The sequence below is a fragment of the Hyalangium sp. genome, assembly GCF_035629615.1.
Lineage (GTDB): Bacteria > Myxococcota > Myxococcia > Myxococcales > Myxococcaceae > Hyalangium.
The window spans coordinates 18,051-34,128 of sequence record NZ_DASPHO010000111.1 but is presented as its reverse complement, the minus strand read 5'-3'; the positions used below and the strand labels follow the sequence as shown (position 1 = coordinate 34,128).

The window sequence follows — 16,078 nt, the reverse complement described above, 5'->3', positions numbered from 1 at the left end:
ATCGCCCGAGTCCTGCGAGGCGGGGCGGTGGTGAGCGGGGCGATGTTCCTCGGCTCGCTGGCCATGGAGGCGCTGCCCCAGTCTCAGACGGTGCAGGTCACCATCGACACCCTGCGCAAGGGCGCGGCGTCGCTGCTGCTGGTGACGCCTGTGGCGCGGCTGGTGATGGCCGGCACCATGCTGGGGCTGCGCGGCGAGTGGCGCTACACCCTCTGCGCCGCGGGGGTGCTGGGGCTGCTGGCGATCGCGCTGGGCGCCGGCATCAGCGCCTGAAGTCAGCTGCAGCGGATGGAGCGCTCAAGGGCAAGAAGCTCAGTCCTGGGGCTCCTCGCTCCCGGGCAGATCGAGGCTGCCGTTCCACGAGCGCAGGCTGGCGCGGCACAGCGCCCGCTCGTGGAAGTCCCCGTCCGGGCGCAGGTGCTCTACCCCGCCGCGGCTGAAGAGTGTCTCCAGCAGGGGCGCCAGCTGGTGCTCGTACCGCTCCATGCACTCGCGCGGGTGCACCCCCGGCCACGAGTAGCACGTCGCCGTGGCCCGTCGGTGTTGGGTGGGAATCTCCGCCGGCACCGTCTTCATCCACCCCGGGTCCTCCGGCAGGAAGACGTACTGGTCCAGATCACCGCGCGGAATGCCCTCCACCGAGCGCACCGTGGGAGGCGTCACCTCCAGCACGTACGGATCCACCACCAGATCGCACACGATGGCGTGCTGGGGCAGCCACGCCAGCCACTCGTTGGGGATCAGGGGCTGCGAGGGGTTGGAGCGCTGGGTGGCGTCCACCAGTACGTCCGTGTTGCGCAGCCGCTCGCGCATATAGGCCCAGTGGCCCGTCAGGTCCCGCCCCAGCACCGTCACCTCCACGCCTTGCAGCCCGCGCTGGCGGAAGGCCTCGCTGCGCTCGAGGCGGCCGTACTTGGTGGCAGCCTCCACCGCGTGCTTGCCCACCATGCCTACCCCCATCACCGTCACCCGCACCGGCGGGCGCCCCGGATCCAGCAGCGTGGCGTCCGTCTTCTCCAGCGTGTCGAAGGCCGCCTCCAGCCCATTCCATGCCACCGCGTGCATGTTCTCCACGAGCCGCTGCCCCTCGTCGTCCTCGATGGAGTCCAGGCTGAGCGCCTCCAGCCCCAGCTCGGTGAGGCGGCGGATGCGCTGGGGCCGCGTGGGGAAGTGCAGCATGGAGACGAGCGTGGCGCCGCGCTTCAGCTTCGTCAGCTCGTCCAGCTCCGGGGAGCGCAGCACCAGCACCACGTCCTGAGCGTACGCCTCCTGCCCGTCCACCACGTGCACGCCCAGGCCCGCGTAGTCCGCGTCCGTCAGCCCCATCCCCAAGCCGATGCCGGACTCGGCGTACACCTCCACGCCCCACTTCGTCAGCCTCCGTACCAGGCTCGGGAGGAAGTCCCGGCGCTCTCCCCGCTCCTTGTGCATGCGGGGCAGTCCCAGCGTCAGCGGTTTGCCTTGTGCCATCTCGTCGACTCCGCGCGGGCCACCGCACGCTCAAAGTATCTGCCATGCTTCTCGTCCAGCGTGTCCAGCGGCAGCTCGAGGGCGACGCGCAGCAGCGGCTCGAGCTGCGTGCCGTAGACCTCCATGCACTCGCGGGGGTTCACTCCCGGCCAGGAGTAGCACGAGAGCGCCACCCGGCGGTGCTTCGTCTGGATGCGCGGATCCATCCGCGCATACACGGGATCCTCTGGCGCGAAGACGTACTGGTCCAGGTTGCCCTCGGGGATGCCCTCGATGCCCTTCACCTGCGCCGGGGTCGTGGTGAAGTCGTACGGGTCCACCGACAGGTCCAACATCACCGCATGCACCGGCAGCGCGCCCACCCAGTCATTGGGGATGACGGGGCGGCTGGGGTCCGGCCGGAAGGTGGCGTCCACCAGCAGGTCCGTGTGCTCCAGCCGCGAGAGCATGTAGTTCTCGATGCCGGTCACGTCATGGTCCAGCAGGGACACCTCGATGCCGGGTACGCCCGCGGCCAGCATGGCCTGGCGCAGCTGATCATCGCCGTAGCGGCTGGCGGCCCGGGCCGCGTACCCGCCCACCGCGCCTGCCCCGAGGATGGTGACGCGCAGGGGGCGGCGCCCCGTGTCTCGGAAGCGCCGGTGCGTCCTGGCCAGCTCGCGGAAGGCGGCCTGCACCCCGTTCCACCCCACGGACTGGAGGTTCTCCACCAGGCGCTTGCCCCTGTCGTCGGTGAGGCCGTCCAGGCTCACCCCGCGCAGGCCCAACTCGTGCAGCAGCTCCAGCCGGTGGGGCCTCGTAGGGTAGTGCAGCATGGAGTAGAGCACGGTGCCGGGACGCAGCTTGCGCAGCGTGGTGTCGTCCGGGCAGCGCAGCACCACCACCACGTCCTGGGCCAGGCACTCCTCATAGGTGCCCGTGCGCGCCTTGCTCGAGGCGGCGAGGTACTCGGCCAGGGGGACGTCCAGCCCGGAGCCATAGCCCTCCTCGAGGACAATGGCCTTCACGCCCACCCGGTCCAGGAAGGAGACGAGCGCGGGGAGGAAGTCCCGCCGCTCGCCCGCCTCTTTGTGCATGCGGGGCAAACCGACGGAGAGGTTCATCCACTCACCATACCGGGCAGGGGTCTCAAGGTGAATTCTCCAGGGCGCCTGAGTCACACGCCGCGAGCGGTGAAGTGCGCCAGCACGTTGCGCACCTTGGCGGCCTCTTCCTCGCGGCCCTGCTCCTCATAGAGCGGGAGCACGGCCTCGAGCTGGGCCCGCGCCGCCGGCCAGTCCTGGGAGTGGTAGCAGGCCAGGCTCAGATCCCACCGGGCCCGGGCTTCGAAGACGTGATCATGCAGCTGCGCGTACAGCTCCACCGCCTGGAGCAGGTGGGGCCGCGCCGCCTCGTGGTTGCCCATCAGCCCCTCCGCCTCGCCGAGCAGCAGCTGGCAGAGCGCCAGCGGCTCCGGCTCCTCGCCCTTCTCCAGCAGCGTGAGGGCCTCCAGGAAGCGCTCACGGGCGCGCTTGTAGTCCGCGGCCTCCATGCGGATGTCGCCGATGTCCATCAGCAGCGCGGCCACGCGAGCCGTGTTGCGCGTCTGCCGGAAGAGGATCAGCGCCTCCTGGTACTTCTCCTCGGCGCCCTCGGTGTGCCCCAGCGCGCGCAGGGACTCGCCGATGCAGGCGCGGCAGAGCGCCTCGCCCTCCTTGTCCTTCACCTCGTTGTAGAGGGCCGTCGCCTGGGCGATCCACTCGATGGCGCCCTTGTGGTCCTCGAACTGGGCGCGCGCAATCCCCAGCCCGTACAGCGCCTGGGCCTGGCCCGTCTTGTGGTGCGCCGTCTTGAAGAGGCCCAGCGCCTCCTCGTAGTGCTTGCGGCTCGCGGCGTGATCCTCGAGCAGGCCGTGCAGCTCGGCGAGCTGGAGCAGCCCCTGGCCCACCTCCACCGGGCTGCCGGTGAAGCGCAGCGCGGCCAGCGCGTCACGCTGCTTCTGGAGGGCGGATTGGATGTGGGCGCGTTCGGTGTCCGTCAGGCTCATGCCTCGCCCTTGTTGCGGCGCCGGGCCTGCTTGTCCAGCAGTTCCTGCCGGCCGTTCTTATCGGCCCCAGTTCTTTCGCCATTTCTTTCTCCATGGTCCCCGCGCTCACCCTGAGAGGCGCGGTTGTCGCCCTGCTCGTGGACGAGCAGCGGGGAGAAGAAGCAGTCCTTCTTCGTGTACTCGTCGAAGGCGAAGGCGAAGCGGTAGCTGGGCGCCGCGCGCTGGTTGCAGTCCGTGCGCTCGCAGAAGCGGCAGGTGATGCCGGTGGACACCGCGTCCTTGCGCAGATCCGTGGTGGGCAGCCCATAGGCCAGGTACTTCGCGTTCTCCGCGTGCGTGCCCAGGCCGATGGAGTAGGCCGTGCCCTTGACGATGGAGCCCTCGATGGGCTGCAGCTGCACCTTGGCGAAGCAGAAGTACGCGGTGCCGTCCGGCATCATCGAGTACTGCCGGGTGAGCTGGCCCGGGTTGAGGAAGGCCAGGTGCACCGCCCACTTGCCGCACGAGCCGCCGCCGCTGGCGAACTTCAGCCCCGTGCCGCTGTAGCGCTTGGAGATGTTGCCGGCGATGTCCGCGCGCAGGAAGTGGAACGGCAGCCCCGGCCGCTTCGGATCCGAGAGGTTGCACAGCCGGTGGGCCACCGTCTCGTAGGTGGTGCCGAAGATGCTGGAGAGCAGCTCCACGTCGTAGCGCGTCCGCTCCACCTCCTTGAAGAAGTCCCCGTACGGCAGCATCAGCGCGCCGGCGAAGTAGTTGGAGAGGTTCACCTTGATGAGGCGCACCGTCTCCGCGTGGCGCGTGCGGTTGGCCCCGACGATGCGCTCCACCAGCTTCGCCCGGTCCATCAGCAGCAGCCCGATCGAGGTGGCTATCTGGAACTTCAGCGGCTGCTCGGTCAGGTCCGGCGAGAGCGTGAGGGTCTGCTCCTCGGGATCCAGGCGCCGCACCACGGACGAGCCGCTGGTGGCCCGCTCGAAGCTCACCCGGAAGCCGAAGCGCTCCTCGAGCAGCCGGATGAGCTGGCTGCTGGTGAGCAGCCGCTCCAGCTTGAAGTCCCGGCGCAGCGCGTCCGCCTGCTCCTCCAGCTCCGGGAAGTAGTTGCGGTGGGACTCCAGGAAGTCGCTCACCTCGTCATAGGGCGAGTAGTCGTAGCGCAGGCCCGGGCCGTCGCTCCGCTGCGCGCGCGCCCGCTCCTCGGCGGACAGCTGCGCCAGCACGTTCTCCAGCTGTGTGCGCGTGTTCTTGTAGAGGTTGAAGAGGGCGGCCACCGTGCCCGCCAGCTTCGGCTCCGCTGACAGGCTCTGGAGCGACTCGGAGTCGATGTCCAGGCTCTTCAGCAGCGGCTCGTCCAGCAGCTTCGCCAGGGCCTCGTCCACCCGGCCCTCGCCCAGCGTGGACATGAACTGCTCTGGATCCTGATCGAAGTAGCGCAGCGCCTTCCACAGCAGCGGGAAGGGCATCACCCGCTTGCCCTTCTCGATCAGGTTCAGGTACGCCGGGGACACCCCCAGGTCCTTCGCCGCGTCCGTCTGCTTGATGTTGCGCGCCAGCCGCAGGCCTCGGAGCTTCAGCCCGACGTTCGCGTTCAGTGCATTCTCGTTCATTACTTTGTCCTACATAGCGGCGCCCTCAGGCCGGCGCTCGCCATGCTCGAGGCCACTCTGCAAACCGATTTACCGATTTGCAATCAACGTTTTGGGAGGGGCGCGGCCCTGTCTGAGGGGCAACGGACGAGGGGCCCTTGGACAGTCCCGAAACGTTCACTCGCGGGGAATCAGCAGTCTTTACAGTGGCTTACAGGGATTCAGGCGGTGCGCGCCCTGGCGCTCGCGGCGGGCCTTGTCAACGTTTTACTGACACGGTGCGCCATGAAAAAAGGAAGTGCCGGGTGGCGCCCCTGGGCGCGCCTCGGAGAAGGCGCTCGCATCGCCCGAGGCTTTGGGCCAGCCTCTCGGCCCCGGACCCTGACCTGGAGCGTTTCCTTGGCTGACCTGCGTCCCTTCCGTGGCCTGCGCCCTCCGAAGGAACTGGCACCGAAGCTCGTGGCACCCCCCTATGACGTGGTGAACGCCGAGGAGGCGCGCGCCTACGCGAGGGGCAACCCGGACAGCTTCTTCCGCGTCTCTCGCCCGGAGATCGACCTGCCGCCCGGCACGGACGAGCACGCGGACGAGGTGTACGCGAAGGGCCGGGAGAACCTCGAGGAGTTCCAGAAGAAGGGCCGGCTGGTGCAGGACGCGGAGCCGTGCTTCTACCTGTACCGGCAGCGGATGGGCGCGCACGTGCAGACAGGCGTGGTGGCCGCCGCGAGCGTGGAGGAGTACGACGCCTCCCGCATCAAGAAGCACGAGCTCACGCGCGCCGACAAGGAGGACGACCGGACGCAGCACGTGGATGAGCTCGGGGGCAACGACGAGCCAGTGTTCCTCACCTACCGCGTCTCGCCGGCCATCAACGCGCTGGTGGAGGAGGGCACGCGCGGCGCGCCGGAGTACGACTTCACCACCGAGGACGGTATCGGCCACACCTTCTGGGTCGTGCGCGGCGCCCTCAACACCCGCCTGCAGGAGGCCTTCCGCGCGGTGCCGGCGCTCTACATTGCCGACGGGCACCATCGCTCCGCGGCGGCCTCGCGGGTCCACGCGCTGCGCCACAAGCGCGGGCAGGGTGGGGGACACGATCGGTTCCTCGCGGTGATCTTCCCGCACGATCAGATGCAGATCCTCGACTACAACCGCGTGGTGAAGGATCTGCGCGGCCTGTCGCCGGAGCAGCTGCTGCAGCGGCTGGGCGAGCGCTTCGAGGTGAAGCAGGGCGCCCAGAAGAAGCCGGATCGCGCCCACCAGTTCGGCATGTACCTGGACGGGAAGTGGTACCAGCTCACCGCGAAGCCGGGGACCTTCGAGCAGACGCCCACGGGCGTGCTGGACGTGACGATCCTCCAGCGCAACGTGTTGGAGCCCCTGCTGGGCATCGGCGATCCGCGCAAGGACGCGCGCATCCACTTCGTGGGCGGCATCCGCGGGATGGAGGAGCTGGAGCGGCTGGTCGATGGCGGGGCATCGAAGGTCGCCTTCTCGCTCTACCCGACGAGCCTGGATCAGCTCATGGCCATCTCGGATGCGGGGGAGATCATGCCGCCCAAGTCCACGTGGTTCGAGCCCAAGCTGCGCAGTGGGCTCGTCCTGCACCTGTTCTGATGTCACCCCGCTCCCATGTCTGGGGCCTGGGCCTCGCGGCCCTCGCCGCGGTGCTGTGCTCCTGCCGGCCAGAGGTCATCCGCGAACCCCGGCCGCCCGCGGAGGAGGCATCCGCGGCCCTGCGCTACAAGGTCACCTACGTCCGCGAGCCCGAGCAGGCGCTCGACGTGGAGGTGGTGCGCAGCAACGAGGCGCCCCGCGACTTCCTCTTCACCCAGGCGGGAGGTGTGCGCACCGTCCAGGCCTACAGCGACACGGGTGAGGTGCGGGTGCTGCAGGTGGAGGAGGGGGGCGTCCTCGTGCCCTCCGATACGCGCTCGCTTCGCTACCGCTACTCGCTGAACGCGCGCACGGGCCGGCGCTGGTGGGATCTCTATGGAGGCATGACGGCGGAGGGCGCGCTGCTCATCGCAGGGAAGTCCTGGCTCATCCGCCCGCGGTTCGCGGAGACCCGCCACCAGGTGGAGCTCTCGGTGCAGGGCGCGGACGTGCTCCTGCCGTGGCAGCCAGGGCCCGACGGGCTGTACCGCCTGCGGACCGAGGACCTGGTGGACTCGGGCTTCCACGCCTTTGGTGGGCGGCGCTACCAGGTCCAACTGCCGGACGCGGTGCTGGACGTGGCCATCCTGGCTCCGATGACGCATATGGAGGATGCGCGCGTCTGCGAGTGGGTGCGGCAGCGGGCTGAAGAGGTGCGCCAGATCCGGCGCACCTTCCCGTACCCTCGGGTCAGCGTGATCGTCTACCCCGTGCCGAGGCGGAATGATGCCGACCTCTTCGGAATGGTGATGTGGAGCTCTCCGCCCAGCGTCGCCCTGCTGGTGGGCCAGGACACTCCGCCTGACGCGCTCACCCGGGACTGGATGGCCCTCCATGAGCTGCTGCACCTGATCCACCCCGCCATCCTCCCCCGTACCCCTTGGGTCTCCGAGGGGCTTGCCACCTACTTCACGGAGGTGGCTCGGACGCGCTCCGGGCGGCAGTCACCTGAGCGCCTCTGGCGCGAGCTGCTCTATGGCTTCAACATGGGGAGGGAGCAGGCCGACGGGCGGACGATGCAGGAGATGATCGACGAGGACGCGCCGCCGGGCATCTACTGGGTGGGCGCCTTCTTCTCCCTGCGCCTCGATGTGGCACTGCGGCGGGCCACCGAGAACCAGCGCGGGCTGACGGACGTGCTGGAGTTGTTGGCGATGCAAGGATCCACCGCCACTGTAGAGAGCTATGGCGCGGCGGTGGACGCGGTGGCTGGACGGCCGCTCTTCGAAGCGCTGCTGGCGGAGGATCTGCGTCGGCCTGCTTTTGCAGCGCTGGAAGGTTTGCTAGAAGACCTCGGCGTGATGAACACTCCGGGCGGCGTCAAGCTTCAACCAGCCAGGGACAGCCAGTTGCGTGAGGCACTGGACGGAAAAACCCCTGCCCGCTCCCAGTAGTCAACGGAGGCGGGAATTCCGCCAGGTAACCGGGAGGCAGTCCCCCGCGTAGAACATGCATCCACCCTGTACTCCCATCCGTAGTGAGGTTGACATGTTCGTACGTCTCGCCGCGCTGTGCCTCGTCTCCCTGTTGCCGCTGACTGCCAGCGCGCAGACCGCGCCCGCCGCGAACGCGAAGCAGACCTTCGTCTTCAATGATCTGCAGAATCGCGACACCGTCACCTTCTTGCTCGATGCGCCGCTCGAGGTCATCAACGGGCTGTCCAACCGCTTGACGGGCACCATCGTCGTCGAGGGCAACAAGGCCTCCGGCAAGCTCGCGGTGCCGGTCAGCTCGATCAAGACGGGGAACGAGTCGCGCGACGGTCACCTGCAGAATGACAAGTGGCTGGACGCGGCGAAGTACCCGGACATCATCGTCGAGTTCAAGGATCTGGCGCTGCCCTCCACGCTCGAGTCCGGCAAGCCCTTGAAGCTGCAGACCAAGGCCCGGTTCAGCCTCCACGGCGTGACGCGCGAGGAGCCCGTGGAGATCACCGCCTCTTACATGAAGGAGTCCGAGGACACGAAGAAGCGCGCCCCGGGCGATCTGCTGCGCCTGCGCGCCAAGTTCCAGATCCCTCTGGAGTCCTACAAGATCAACCGGACTGGCGTCTTGATCCTCAAGGTGGCTGAAGTCGCTGATGTGTCCGTCGACGCCTGGGGCTCAACCCAGTTCAAGCTGTAGTACCCCCCACGCAGTAACCACGTAGTCCCGAAAGGAAGAATCACCCATGAACGTCAAGGCTCTGGCTGCCATCGTTGGTACCCTCTCTCTCGGCGCGCTGGCCACCGGTTGTGCCTCCAACAAGGCCGCCGAGGGGACCACCGCCGAGGGGACCACCGAGGCGAAGGGCGCCGAGGCCAAGTGCACGGCTGGCACCGAGGCGAAGGGCGCCGAGGGCAAGTGCGCCGCCGGCGGCTGCAGCGGCGAGAAGAAGTAGTCCGCTCTCACAGTGCACGCGGGCGGTGGGAAGAAGCCTTCCCGCCGCCCGTGTTGTTTCTTCCCCGAGGATCTTCACGGTGTCCGAGAGCTACGCGCAGCGGCATGGGCTGAGACCACTGGGGGCCGGCATCGGGCTGCGGCGCAGCTTCTATGAGGCGCTGCCCCGCACCGAGCGGCAGCTCGACTGGTTGGAGATCATCCCAGAGAACTTCCTCACCTTGGGGGGCCGGTCGCAGCACACCCTCGAGGCCTGTGCAGAGCGCTGGCCGGTGCTCCCGCACGGCGTGGGGCTGAACATCGGCGGTCCGGATCCGCTGGACGAGGACTACGTCACCCGGCTCGCGGCGCTCGTGAAGAAGCTGGACGCGCCCTTCTTCTCGGATCACCTGTGCTACTCGCGCCTGGCCGGCGTGTACCTCCACGATCTGCTCCCGCTGCCCTTCAACGAGGAGGCGGTTGAGCATGTGGTTCCCCGCGTCCGCGAGGTGGTGGCGCGGGTGGGCCGGCCCTTCCTGCTGGAGAACCCGAGCTACTACGCGCGCATGCCGGGGGGGACGCTGGCCGAGGCCGCCTTCCTGCGGCAGGTGGCGGAGCAGGCCGACTGTGGCCTCCTGCTGGACGTGAACAACGTCTACGTCAACGCGCAGAACCATGCGTATGACCCGCGCGCCTTCATCGACGCGCTCCCGCTGGATCGCGTGGTGCAGATCCACCTGGCCGGGCATGACCGCTACCCGGACGTCATCATCGACACCCACGGCGGGCCTGTGTGCGACGACGTGTGGTCGCTCTACCGCTACGTGCTGGAGCGCACTGGGCCGGTGTCCACGCTCATGGAGTGGGATCAGGCCATTCCCTCCATGGAGGCGGTGCTGGATCAGGCGGACCTGGCGCGCGCTGCCTTGAAGGAGGTGGCGCGATGAAGCCGGAGCTGCGGCACTTCTTCGACTCGATGGCGCACTTCTTCGCAGAGCCCTCTCGGCAGGAGCAGCTCCACGCGGCGCATCCGGGCTGGGACGCGTCGCCCAAGCGGGTGGCGCTCTACGGGGAGTTCGTGCTCGCCCACGTCCGAGAGGTGATGGAGAAGCTCTACCCGCTCCTCCAGGCGCGCATCGGGCTGGAGCGCTGGGAGCAGCTGGTGGAGGGCTACACCGCCACGCGCCCCGCGCGGCACTTCGAGATGAACCAGCTGGGCGAGGCCTTCCCGGCCTTCGTGGCGGATGTGACGGTGGCCCAGGGGCTGCCGGAGTTCCTCCCCGCGCTCGCGCGCTTCGAGTGGGCCGACTGGGCGGTGTATGCCTCCGAGGAGCGGCTGCCGGAGCGCGTGGAGCGGCTCACGGTGAACCCGACGCTCACGGTGCTCCAGCACCCGTTCCGCCTCTGCGCCTATGTCCGTGGGAAGGGAGCGGCACTGGCTCCGGCCCCGGGCGACGAGATGGCGCTCCTGTGGCGGAACCCGCGCCAGTTGAACACGTGGTTCACGGCCGCCCACGAGCGCTCCCTGCTGGTGCTGAAGATGGCCGTGGAGGGGCTCTCGCCGGGCGACGTGGCGGCGGCCACCGGCATGGCGGAAGAGGACGTGCGACGGGCCGTGGAGGAGTGCGCCGTGGACGGTCTGGTCCTCATCTCCTGAGGCAGGGCCCCCGGTGGCGCGTCGCTACTCGGGCTCGCATACGCGGTCGCCGCTGTCCATTTCACACGAGAAGCCTTCCGGGCACTCGCGGCCGGAGGTGCACCGAAGGGTGCAGATCTCCTCGTGGCACAGCCCGGCGACGAGCCCCAGGTTCCGGCAGTGATCATCGCTCTCGCAGGCGGCTCCCAGCTGGCGATACGCCTGGCATCCCATGAACCGGGCCGGGTCGGGCAGGCACTGGCTTGCCTGACAGGTGAAGCCTTCCTCGCAGTCGTCAGCGTCCTTGCACGAGCCCACGCAGGCCATGGTGTCCTCGGCGTGCTCCAGGCAGCTCGCCCCAGCCTGGCACTGCCAGTCCCCATCACAAGGGGCGCAGAGGGGGCCTTCCCCTTCGCAGCGTGAACCGTGGCAGGAGAAGCCAGGAGCGCACTGGCTGTCCTCGGTGCACTCGATGCACTGGCCGTCCGAAGCGCAGAGGAAGTCGTCCGAGCAGCCGGTGACTGCACACCCGCTGCTCGGGGGCGGAAGCTTGACCTTCACGTCCTTGCGCTCACTCTCTTCCACGCAGATCGCGGAGTTCACATCCGGAAACCCCGTGAGCGAGAGGGCCAGCGTGTAGCAGCCAGCCGGCAGCGGGCCCATGAGCAGGCGTCCTGACGGGTCGAGCTGCACCTGCTCCACGGGCGTGCCCATCAGGGTCACCTTCGCCGTGCTCACCCGCTCATGGGAGGGAGCCTTCACTCGCACCGACAGGAAGCTGGCCTCCTTCGGTGTCAGCGGGCCGACCGAGACGGACTGGCCTCCTTGGATGGTCACCGGCACGCGCAGGGCCTTGCTCGCCGAGGCAACGATGAAGAGCTCGGCCGCTCCCGCGGGCACCTGCTCGATCGTGAAGCTCCCATCCGACGCCACGGTGCTGCGCAGGCTCGGCGCGCCCATCACGGACACCAGCGCCACGCTCGGATCCCACTCGGAGAGCTGGCCATGCACCGTGCCGCGGCGAAAGGGCGCATTGTCCAGCCCGCCGCACCCGCTCGCGCCCAGCGCCAGCAGGACACCCATCGTGATGTGCCGTGTATGTCGCATTAGAAGCGATATCCCATCCCGGCCCAGCCGCCCGTGAAGCCTACGGCCTGTCCCTGCCCATCCACCACGATGTACGACAGCATGACCTGGGCCTGCGAAGTCAGCTCCAGCCTCTCGCCCAGGCGCCACACCACGCCGCCCACCACGCCCGGGCTCACGGTGAAATAATGCTGCCCACCGACGAAGGCCTCCACGTTGAAGGACCGCCGTAGGTAGAGGGCGGCCACACGCGGACCGGCGTAAATCGACAGCCGATCCCATCGCCACAGGTACGGAACTCCCACACCCAGGGAGAGGCGGGTGTAGCCGAAGGGCACCTCGGAGCCTGGGGCGAGCCGGAGGGTGTGCCGTCCCCGGCTGCCGCTCACGTCCACCACCAGCCCGAAGTCCTGCAGCGGCCGATCCTCCAGCCTCAGCACCAGCGCCACCTCGGGCGAGGCGGGCAGCAGCTCGCTCCGGCTCTTGCCGTCCACGAACGAGAACACCCCGCCCACCAGGGAGAGCGAGCGGCGCGGGAAGGCCTCCGCCAGGAGCTGCTCCAGCGGCAGCCGCTCGCCCGCGGCCATGTCCACCTCACGGCGCACCAGCACCGTGTCTCCCTTGGTCAGCTCCACGGTGCGCAGGCCGGGCGCCACCGCGGCGCCTCCTGGCAGCTCCGTGCGCGCCTCCCCATCCACCTTGAGGGTGAAGCCATCCAGCCGCGGGTGGTACGAGAACAGCTCCGGGCGGCCCGTCCGGTTGATGCTGCCGGAGAGCACCACGGGATCAGCCCCTACTTCCAGGATCTCCGCCGACGGGCGCTGGCGCCCTTGGGTGAAGGCGAAGGTGCGGCGGCGCGCGTAGTCATGCGCCTCGCTGGCGGTGACGGCGCCGTCCGTGTTCCGGTCCGCAGCACCCTGGAGTCCCGCGATGAGGAAGTGCGTGTAGATGTCGTTGCGCAGCCCCTCGTCCTCGCGGGCCGTCTCGCCCCAGTCGCATGCGGCGAACACCATGGAGGCGCGGCTCGACTCCTCCAGCGGGCGTGCGTAGAAGCTGTTCTTCACGCCGGTCAGCTCCGCCTCCAGCTCCTTGGGCAGCAGCGACTTGCCACTGCCGCTGTGACAGGTGGCCAGCACCAGCAGCCGGCGCCGACTGGGCAGCTTGTCGAACTCCGCCTTCAGCATGTCCATGGAGAGCGCCGTCTCGGAGATGGCGCGGTAGGAGGCGTCCTGGGTGACGAGGTAGCGCTTCAGCTCTCCCTGTCCATCCCGCGCCAGCGTGCCGTGGGCGGAGAAGTACACCACCACCACGTCATCCGGACGGGTGGCCTCCTTCTGCAGCTCGCGCACGGCGGAGAGGATGGCCGCGCGCGTTGTCTGCTCAGGACGGGTGAGCACGCGCACCGCGTTGAAGTTCCCACGGGCCGGATCCCTCAGGGCCGCCGCCAGATCCTGCGCGTCCTTCTCCGAGTAGCGGAGGTCGCGCCACTGAGGATCCTGGACGTCGGTGATCCCCACCAGCAGGGCGATGCGCCGGGGGGCGTAGGCATCGGACAGCGCCGCCTCGTCGAGCTTGAGCGGCACCAGGCCACCCTTCTCGTGAGAGGTGGGGCTCGCGCAGGCCGCGAGGGCTCCCAACAGCATGAGGACGAGGCGCTTCACGGGTCAGCGCGGATTGTGGCCGTTCTGGACGAAGACGTCGAACCTGGAAACAGCCAGGGGGTTGTCCTCTCGTGCCCGCCCTCCCGCCAGCATCCCTTGGACTTCATCTGGCGACAGCTCCTCACCTGCGGCCGAGGCCACCAGCCACAACGTCACCGGGCCGCTCTCGTCGGAGAGGCTCACGCCGATGATGTCCGGGGCGCCCAGATCGTGCGTCCCGGCCTGGAGCAAGAAGCTGCCGAGCAGCTTGGGCGGGCCCTCTCCCGCTTGCTGGAAGAGCAGGGCGCTGCCTGCCTCGGTGGCGTGGTAGCGAAGCGCCAGGACGTCCTCTGGACCCACCGTGGCGCCCGGATCCAGCCGTCGGATCTGTCCGTCCTGGCCCTTGGCCGCCGCCGCCAGCTCCAGCGTGATGCGGCTCGAGCCCTTCACCCCGCTCCCGGGGAGCTCCGTCGGAGGAGTGCTCACCAGGCGCGGCACGAGCACCACCGCCAGCACGCAGGCCGCCAGCGCCGCGGCGACACCCACCCACCGCCCAGGGTGGTTGGAGGTACGCATACGTCGCCTGAGACGCATCCAGCCGACTTCATCCGGCGGGGCCTCCTGGCGCGGGGCGAGGCCGAGCAGGAGGGCATCCACGTGGCCATCGAGGGCATCCGTGCCGGGGTGCTGGGCGAGGAACTCCTCGCAGGCATCGCACGGGGAGGCCAGGTGCTCCCGGAAATAGGCCACCGCCTCGGGGTCCCGGGCGACGAGCGCTCTGAGCGCATGGGCGTCGAGGTGCTTCATGCCATCACTCCCACCGCCCGGCGAGCACGCGCCGGAGCAGCTCCCGCTTGATGCGTGCCCGGAACCGATCGAGTCGCATGGTTACCGCGCTCTTCCCGACGCCCAGCTTCTCGGCAATCTCGCGCGCGGACAACTCCCCCTCCAGGTAGAAGAGCTGGACGGTCTTCTTTTCCTCGCCCTCGGGCAGCTCGGAGATGAGCTGACGCACCACGGCAATGTCCCGCTCCACCTGCAGGGCTTCCGGCAGGAGCGGGACGGACTCAGGCTGAGGATCCGGGCTCTCCTCTTCGAGCCGCCGGAGGTTCTGTTTGCGCTCCAAGCGAGTGCGCGCCCGGTTGCGGGCAATGGAGAGGAGCCACGCCTCGAATGCACCGGCCTCCTTCAGCCGGGGGAGCGCCTTGAACGCTCGGACGTAGGTCTCCTGGATCACGTCTTCCACCTCATCCGCATCCAGGGTGGCGAACCCCGCAATGAGTCGGGCCACCAAGGGCCGTGTTCGTTGGTACAGCTCACCGAAGGCGGACTCCTCCCCGCTGGCGGCCTGCCGTACCCACTGTGTCAGTTCCTCCGGGGAACCCACCCGCTGTCCTCCTGACCTCCACAATCCCGTGTCGGCCACACGCTACGTGCCAGACACCGCCTGCGCTTCCCGCTGGCCCTCTGAGGCCGGTCGGAGAGAATGGGGTGCGGTTCACTTCCTACGAGGACTCAGCCATGCGCGTCATCAACTTCAATGCCGGTCCTGCCGGTCTGCCCCTGCCAGCGCTGGAGCGGGCCCGGGAAGAGCTGATCGACTTCCAGGGCTCCGGCATGTCCATCATGGAGCATAGCCACCGGGGCAAGGAATACGAGGCCGTCCACAACGAGGCCATCTCCCTGTTGACGGAGCTGCTGGGCATCCCGGCCACGCACCAGGTGCTCTTCCTGCAGGGAGGCGCCTCGCAGCAGTTCGCGCAGGTGCCGATGAACTACCTCACCGCGGAGGCCAGCGCGGACTACCTGATGACGGGGGTCTGGAGCGAGAAGGCGCTGGACGAGGCGAAGTACTACGGCAAGCCGCGCATCGCCGCCACCACGATCAACGCGGACAAGCGCTACACGCGCGTCCCCAGGCAGGCCGAGCTGCAGCTGGATCCCAAGGCCGTCTACGCCCACATGACGACCAACAACACCATCTACGGGACGCAGTGGCACACGGTCCCGGAGGTGGGCGGGGTGCCGCTGCTTGCGGACATGAGCTCGGATCTGCTGTGGAAGCCGATCGACGTGAGTCGGTTCGCGATGATCTACGCGGGGGCGCAGAAGAACGTGGGGCCCTCGGGCATCGTCATCGTCGTGATCCACAAGGAGTTCATGGCGAAGGGGCGCACGGACATCCCGAAGATCTTCCGCTACAGCACCTACGCGGAGAACAACTCGCTGTACAACACGCCGCCCACCTTCTCGATCTACCTGTGCCGCAACGTGCTGGCGTGGATCAAGGGCGTGGGGGGCCTGAAGCAGCTCGAGCAGTGGAACCGCGAGAAGGGCGAGCTGCTGTACGGGGCCATCGATCGCCACGCGGACTTCTACCGGGCGCCGGTGGAGAAGGACTCGCGCTCGTACATGAACGTGGTGTTCAAGCTGCCCACGGAGGCGCTGGATGACACCTTCGTGGCCGAGGCGAAGAAGGCGGGCATGGTGGGGCTCAAGGGGCACCGGAGCTCGGGGGGCATTCGCGTGTCCATGTACAACGCGGTGACGGTGGACAATGTAAAGGCGCTGGTGTCCTTCATGGATCAGTTCGCCAAGAAGAACGGGTAGCCTGGGCCGGCAA

15 protein-coding genes and 1 pseudogene are annotated in these 16,078 nt (G+C 68.6%); 8 read left to right on the top strand and 8 right to left on the bottom strand.

Annotated features, from left to right (window positions below):
- Positions 1–273, top strand: a pseudogene (locus VD972_RS05240) (hypothetical protein); the annotation flags it as partial.
- Between the two features lie 39 nt (positions 274–312).
- Here VD972_RS05240 and VD972_RS05235 read toward each other — a convergent pair.
- The 4 genes from VD972_RS05235 to VD972_RS05220 are packed head-to-tail and all read right to left on the bottom strand — an operon-like array spanning position 313 to position 5,100.
- Positions 313–1,470: a hypothetical protein gene (locus VD972_RS05235; RefSeq protein ID WP_324981673.1), complete on the bottom strand. Its 1,158-nt coding sequence runs from the start codon at positions 1,468–1,470 to the stop codon at positions 313–315.
- Positions 1,449–2,573 carry a hypothetical protein gene (locus VD972_RS05230; protein WP_324981670.1) on the bottom strand — a complete coding sequence of 375 codons (1,125 nt, stop codon included), beginning with the start codon at positions 2,571–2,573 and terminating at the stop codon, positions 1,449–1,451. The genes VD972_RS05235 and VD972_RS05230 overlap by 22 nt, the downstream gene beginning before the upstream one ends.
- A gap of 53 nt (positions 2,574–2,626) precedes the next feature.
- Complete coding sequence (locus VD972_RS05225; protein WP_324981667.1) at positions 2,627–3,496, bottom strand: tetratricopeptide repeat protein; 870 nt, start codon at positions 3,494–3,496, stop codon at positions 2,627–2,629.
- Positions 3,493–5,100 (bottom strand): helix-turn-helix domain-containing protein, encoded by a 1,608-nt coding sequence (locus VD972_RS05220; protein WP_324981663.1) that lies wholly within the window; start codon positions 5,098–5,100, stop codon positions 3,493–3,495. The genes VD972_RS05225 and VD972_RS05220 overlap by 4 nt, the downstream gene beginning before the upstream one ends.
- Before the next feature lie 378 nt (positions 5,101–5,478).
- Here VD972_RS05220 and VD972_RS05215 point away from each other — a divergent pair, with 378 nt between their 5' ends.
- From VD972_RS05215 to VD972_RS05190, 6 genes are all read left to right on the top strand, one after another.
- The gene (locus VD972_RS05215; RefSeq protein ID WP_324981661.1) at positions 5,479–6,696 is read left to right on the top strand and encodes a DUF1015 domain-containing protein; all 1,218 of its coding nucleotides are present in this window, start codon (positions 5,479–5,481) and stop codon (positions 6,694–6,696) included.
- Positions 6,696–8,129, top strand: coding sequence for a hypothetical protein (locus VD972_RS05210; RefSeq protein WP_324981658.1), 1,434 nt, complete (start codon positions 6,696–6,698; stop codon positions 8,127–8,129). Before VD972_RS05215 ends, VD972_RS05210 begins: the two co-directional genes overlap by 1 nt.
- A 94-nt stretch (positions 8,130–8,223) precedes the next feature.
- Positions 8,224–8,859, top strand: a complete 636-nt coding sequence (locus VD972_RS05205) for a YceI family protein (RefSeq protein WP_324981656.1) — start codon at positions 8,224–8,226, stop codon at positions 8,857–8,859.
- Positions 8,860–8,905: 46 nt separating this feature from the next.
- A complete protein-coding gene (locus VD972_RS05200) occupies positions 8,906–9,115 on the top strand; it encodes a hypothetical protein (RefSeq protein ID WP_324981653.1) in 210 nt (69 codons plus the stop codon).
- Between the two features lie 79 nt (positions 9,116–9,194).
- Positions 9,195–10,040 (top strand): DUF692 domain-containing protein, encoded by an 846-nt coding sequence (locus VD972_RS05195; RefSeq protein WP_324981650.1) that lies wholly within the window; start codon positions 9,195–9,197, stop codon positions 10,038–10,040.
- Complete coding sequence (locus VD972_RS05190; RefSeq protein ID WP_324981647.1) at positions 10,037–10,750, top strand: DNA-binding domain-containing protein; 714 nt, start codon at positions 10,037–10,039, stop codon at positions 10,748–10,750. The genes VD972_RS05195 and VD972_RS05190 overlap by 4 nt, the downstream gene beginning before the upstream one ends.
- A gap of 24 nt (positions 10,751–10,774) precedes the next feature.
- Here the strand turns inward: VD972_RS05190 and VD972_RS05185 are convergent, their stop codons facing one another.
- Genes VD972_RS05185 through VD972_RS05170 form a run of 4 tightly spaced genes read right to left on the bottom strand, consistent with a single transcriptional unit; the run spans position 10,775 to position 14,842 of the window.
- Positions 10,775–11,836 (bottom strand): carboxypeptidase-like regulatory domain-containing protein, encoded by a 1,062-nt coding sequence (locus VD972_RS05185; protein ID WP_324981645.1) that lies wholly within the window; start codon positions 11,834–11,836, stop codon positions 10,775–10,777.
- On the bottom strand, positions 11,836–13,458 hold the full coding sequence (locus VD972_RS05180; RefSeq protein ID WP_414653989.1) for a caspase family protein: 1,623 nt from the start codon (positions 13,456–13,458) through the stop codon (positions 11,836–11,838). The genes VD972_RS05185 and VD972_RS05180 overlap by 1 nt, the downstream gene beginning before the upstream one ends.
- 21 nt (positions 13,459–13,479) lie before the next feature.
- Positions 13,480–14,262, bottom strand: coding sequence for a hypothetical protein (locus VD972_RS05175; protein ID WP_324981640.1), 783 nt, complete (start codon positions 14,260–14,262; stop codon positions 13,480–13,482).
- Between the two features lie 4 nt (positions 14,263–14,266).
- On the bottom strand, positions 14,267–14,842 hold the full coding sequence (locus tag VD972_RS05170) for a sigma-70 family RNA polymerase sigma factor (protein WP_324981637.1): 576 nt from the start codon (positions 14,840–14,842) through the stop codon (positions 14,267–14,269).
- Positions 14,843–14,976: 134 nt separating this feature from the next.
- On the opposite strand from VD972_RS05170, the gene serC reads away from it, so the two are divergent.
- A complete protein-coding gene (gene serC, locus VD972_RS05165) occupies positions 14,977–16,065 on the top strand; it encodes a 3-phosphoserine/phosphohydroxythreonine transaminase (RefSeq protein WP_324981675.1) in 1,089 nt (362 codons plus the stop codon).
- Positions 16,066–16,078 lie beyond the last annotated feature (13 nt).

Excerpts from the sequence above, each read along its gene's own strand:
- VD972_RS05235 (WP_324981673.1), bottom strand. The coding sequence starts at position 1,470 with ATGGCACAAGGCAAACCGCTGACGCTGGGACTGCCCCGCATGCACAAG.
- VD972_RS05230 (WP_324981670.1), bottom strand. The coding sequence starts at position 2,573 with ATGAACCTCTCCGTCGGTTTGCCCCGCATGCACAAAGAGGCGGGCGAG.
- VD972_RS05225 (WP_324981667.1), bottom strand. The coding sequence starts at position 3,496 with ATGAGCCTGACGGACACCGAACGCGCCCACATCCAATCCGCCCTCCAG.
- VD972_RS05220 (WP_324981663.1), bottom strand. The coding sequence starts at position 5,100 with ATGAACGAGAATGCACTGAACGCGAACGTCGGGCTGAAGCTCCGAGGC.
- VD972_RS05210 (WP_324981658.1), top strand. The coding sequence starts at position 6,696 with ATGTCACCCCGCTCCCATGTCTGGGGCCTGGGCCTCGCGGCCCTCGCC.
- VD972_RS05205 (WP_324981656.1), top strand. The coding sequence starts at position 8,224 with ATGTTCGTACGTCTCGCCGCGCTGTGCCTCGTCTCCCTGTTGCCGCTG.
- VD972_RS05200 (WP_324981653.1), top strand. The coding sequence starts at position 8,906 with ATGAACGTCAAGGCTCTGGCTGCCATCGTTGGTACCCTCTCTCTCGGC.
- VD972_RS05190 (WP_324981647.1), top strand. The coding sequence starts at position 10,037 with ATGAAGCCGGAGCTGCGGCACTTCTTCGACTCGATGGCGCACTTCTTC.
- VD972_RS05185 (WP_324981645.1), bottom strand. The coding sequence starts at position 11,836 with ATGCGACATACACGGCACATCACGATGGGTGTCCTGCTGGCGCTGGGC.
- VD972_RS05180 (WP_414653989.1), bottom strand. The coding sequence starts at position 13,458 with ATGCTGTTGGGAGCCCTCGCGGCCTGCGCGAGCCCCACCTCTCACGAG.
- VD972_RS05175 (WP_324981640.1), bottom strand. The coding sequence starts at position 14,262 with ATGAAGCACCTCGACGCCCATGCGCTCAGAGCGCTCGTCGCCCGGGAC.
- serC (WP_324981675.1), top strand. The coding sequence starts at position 14,977 with ATGCGCGTCATCAACTTCAATGCCGGTCCTGCCGGTCTGCCCCTGCCA.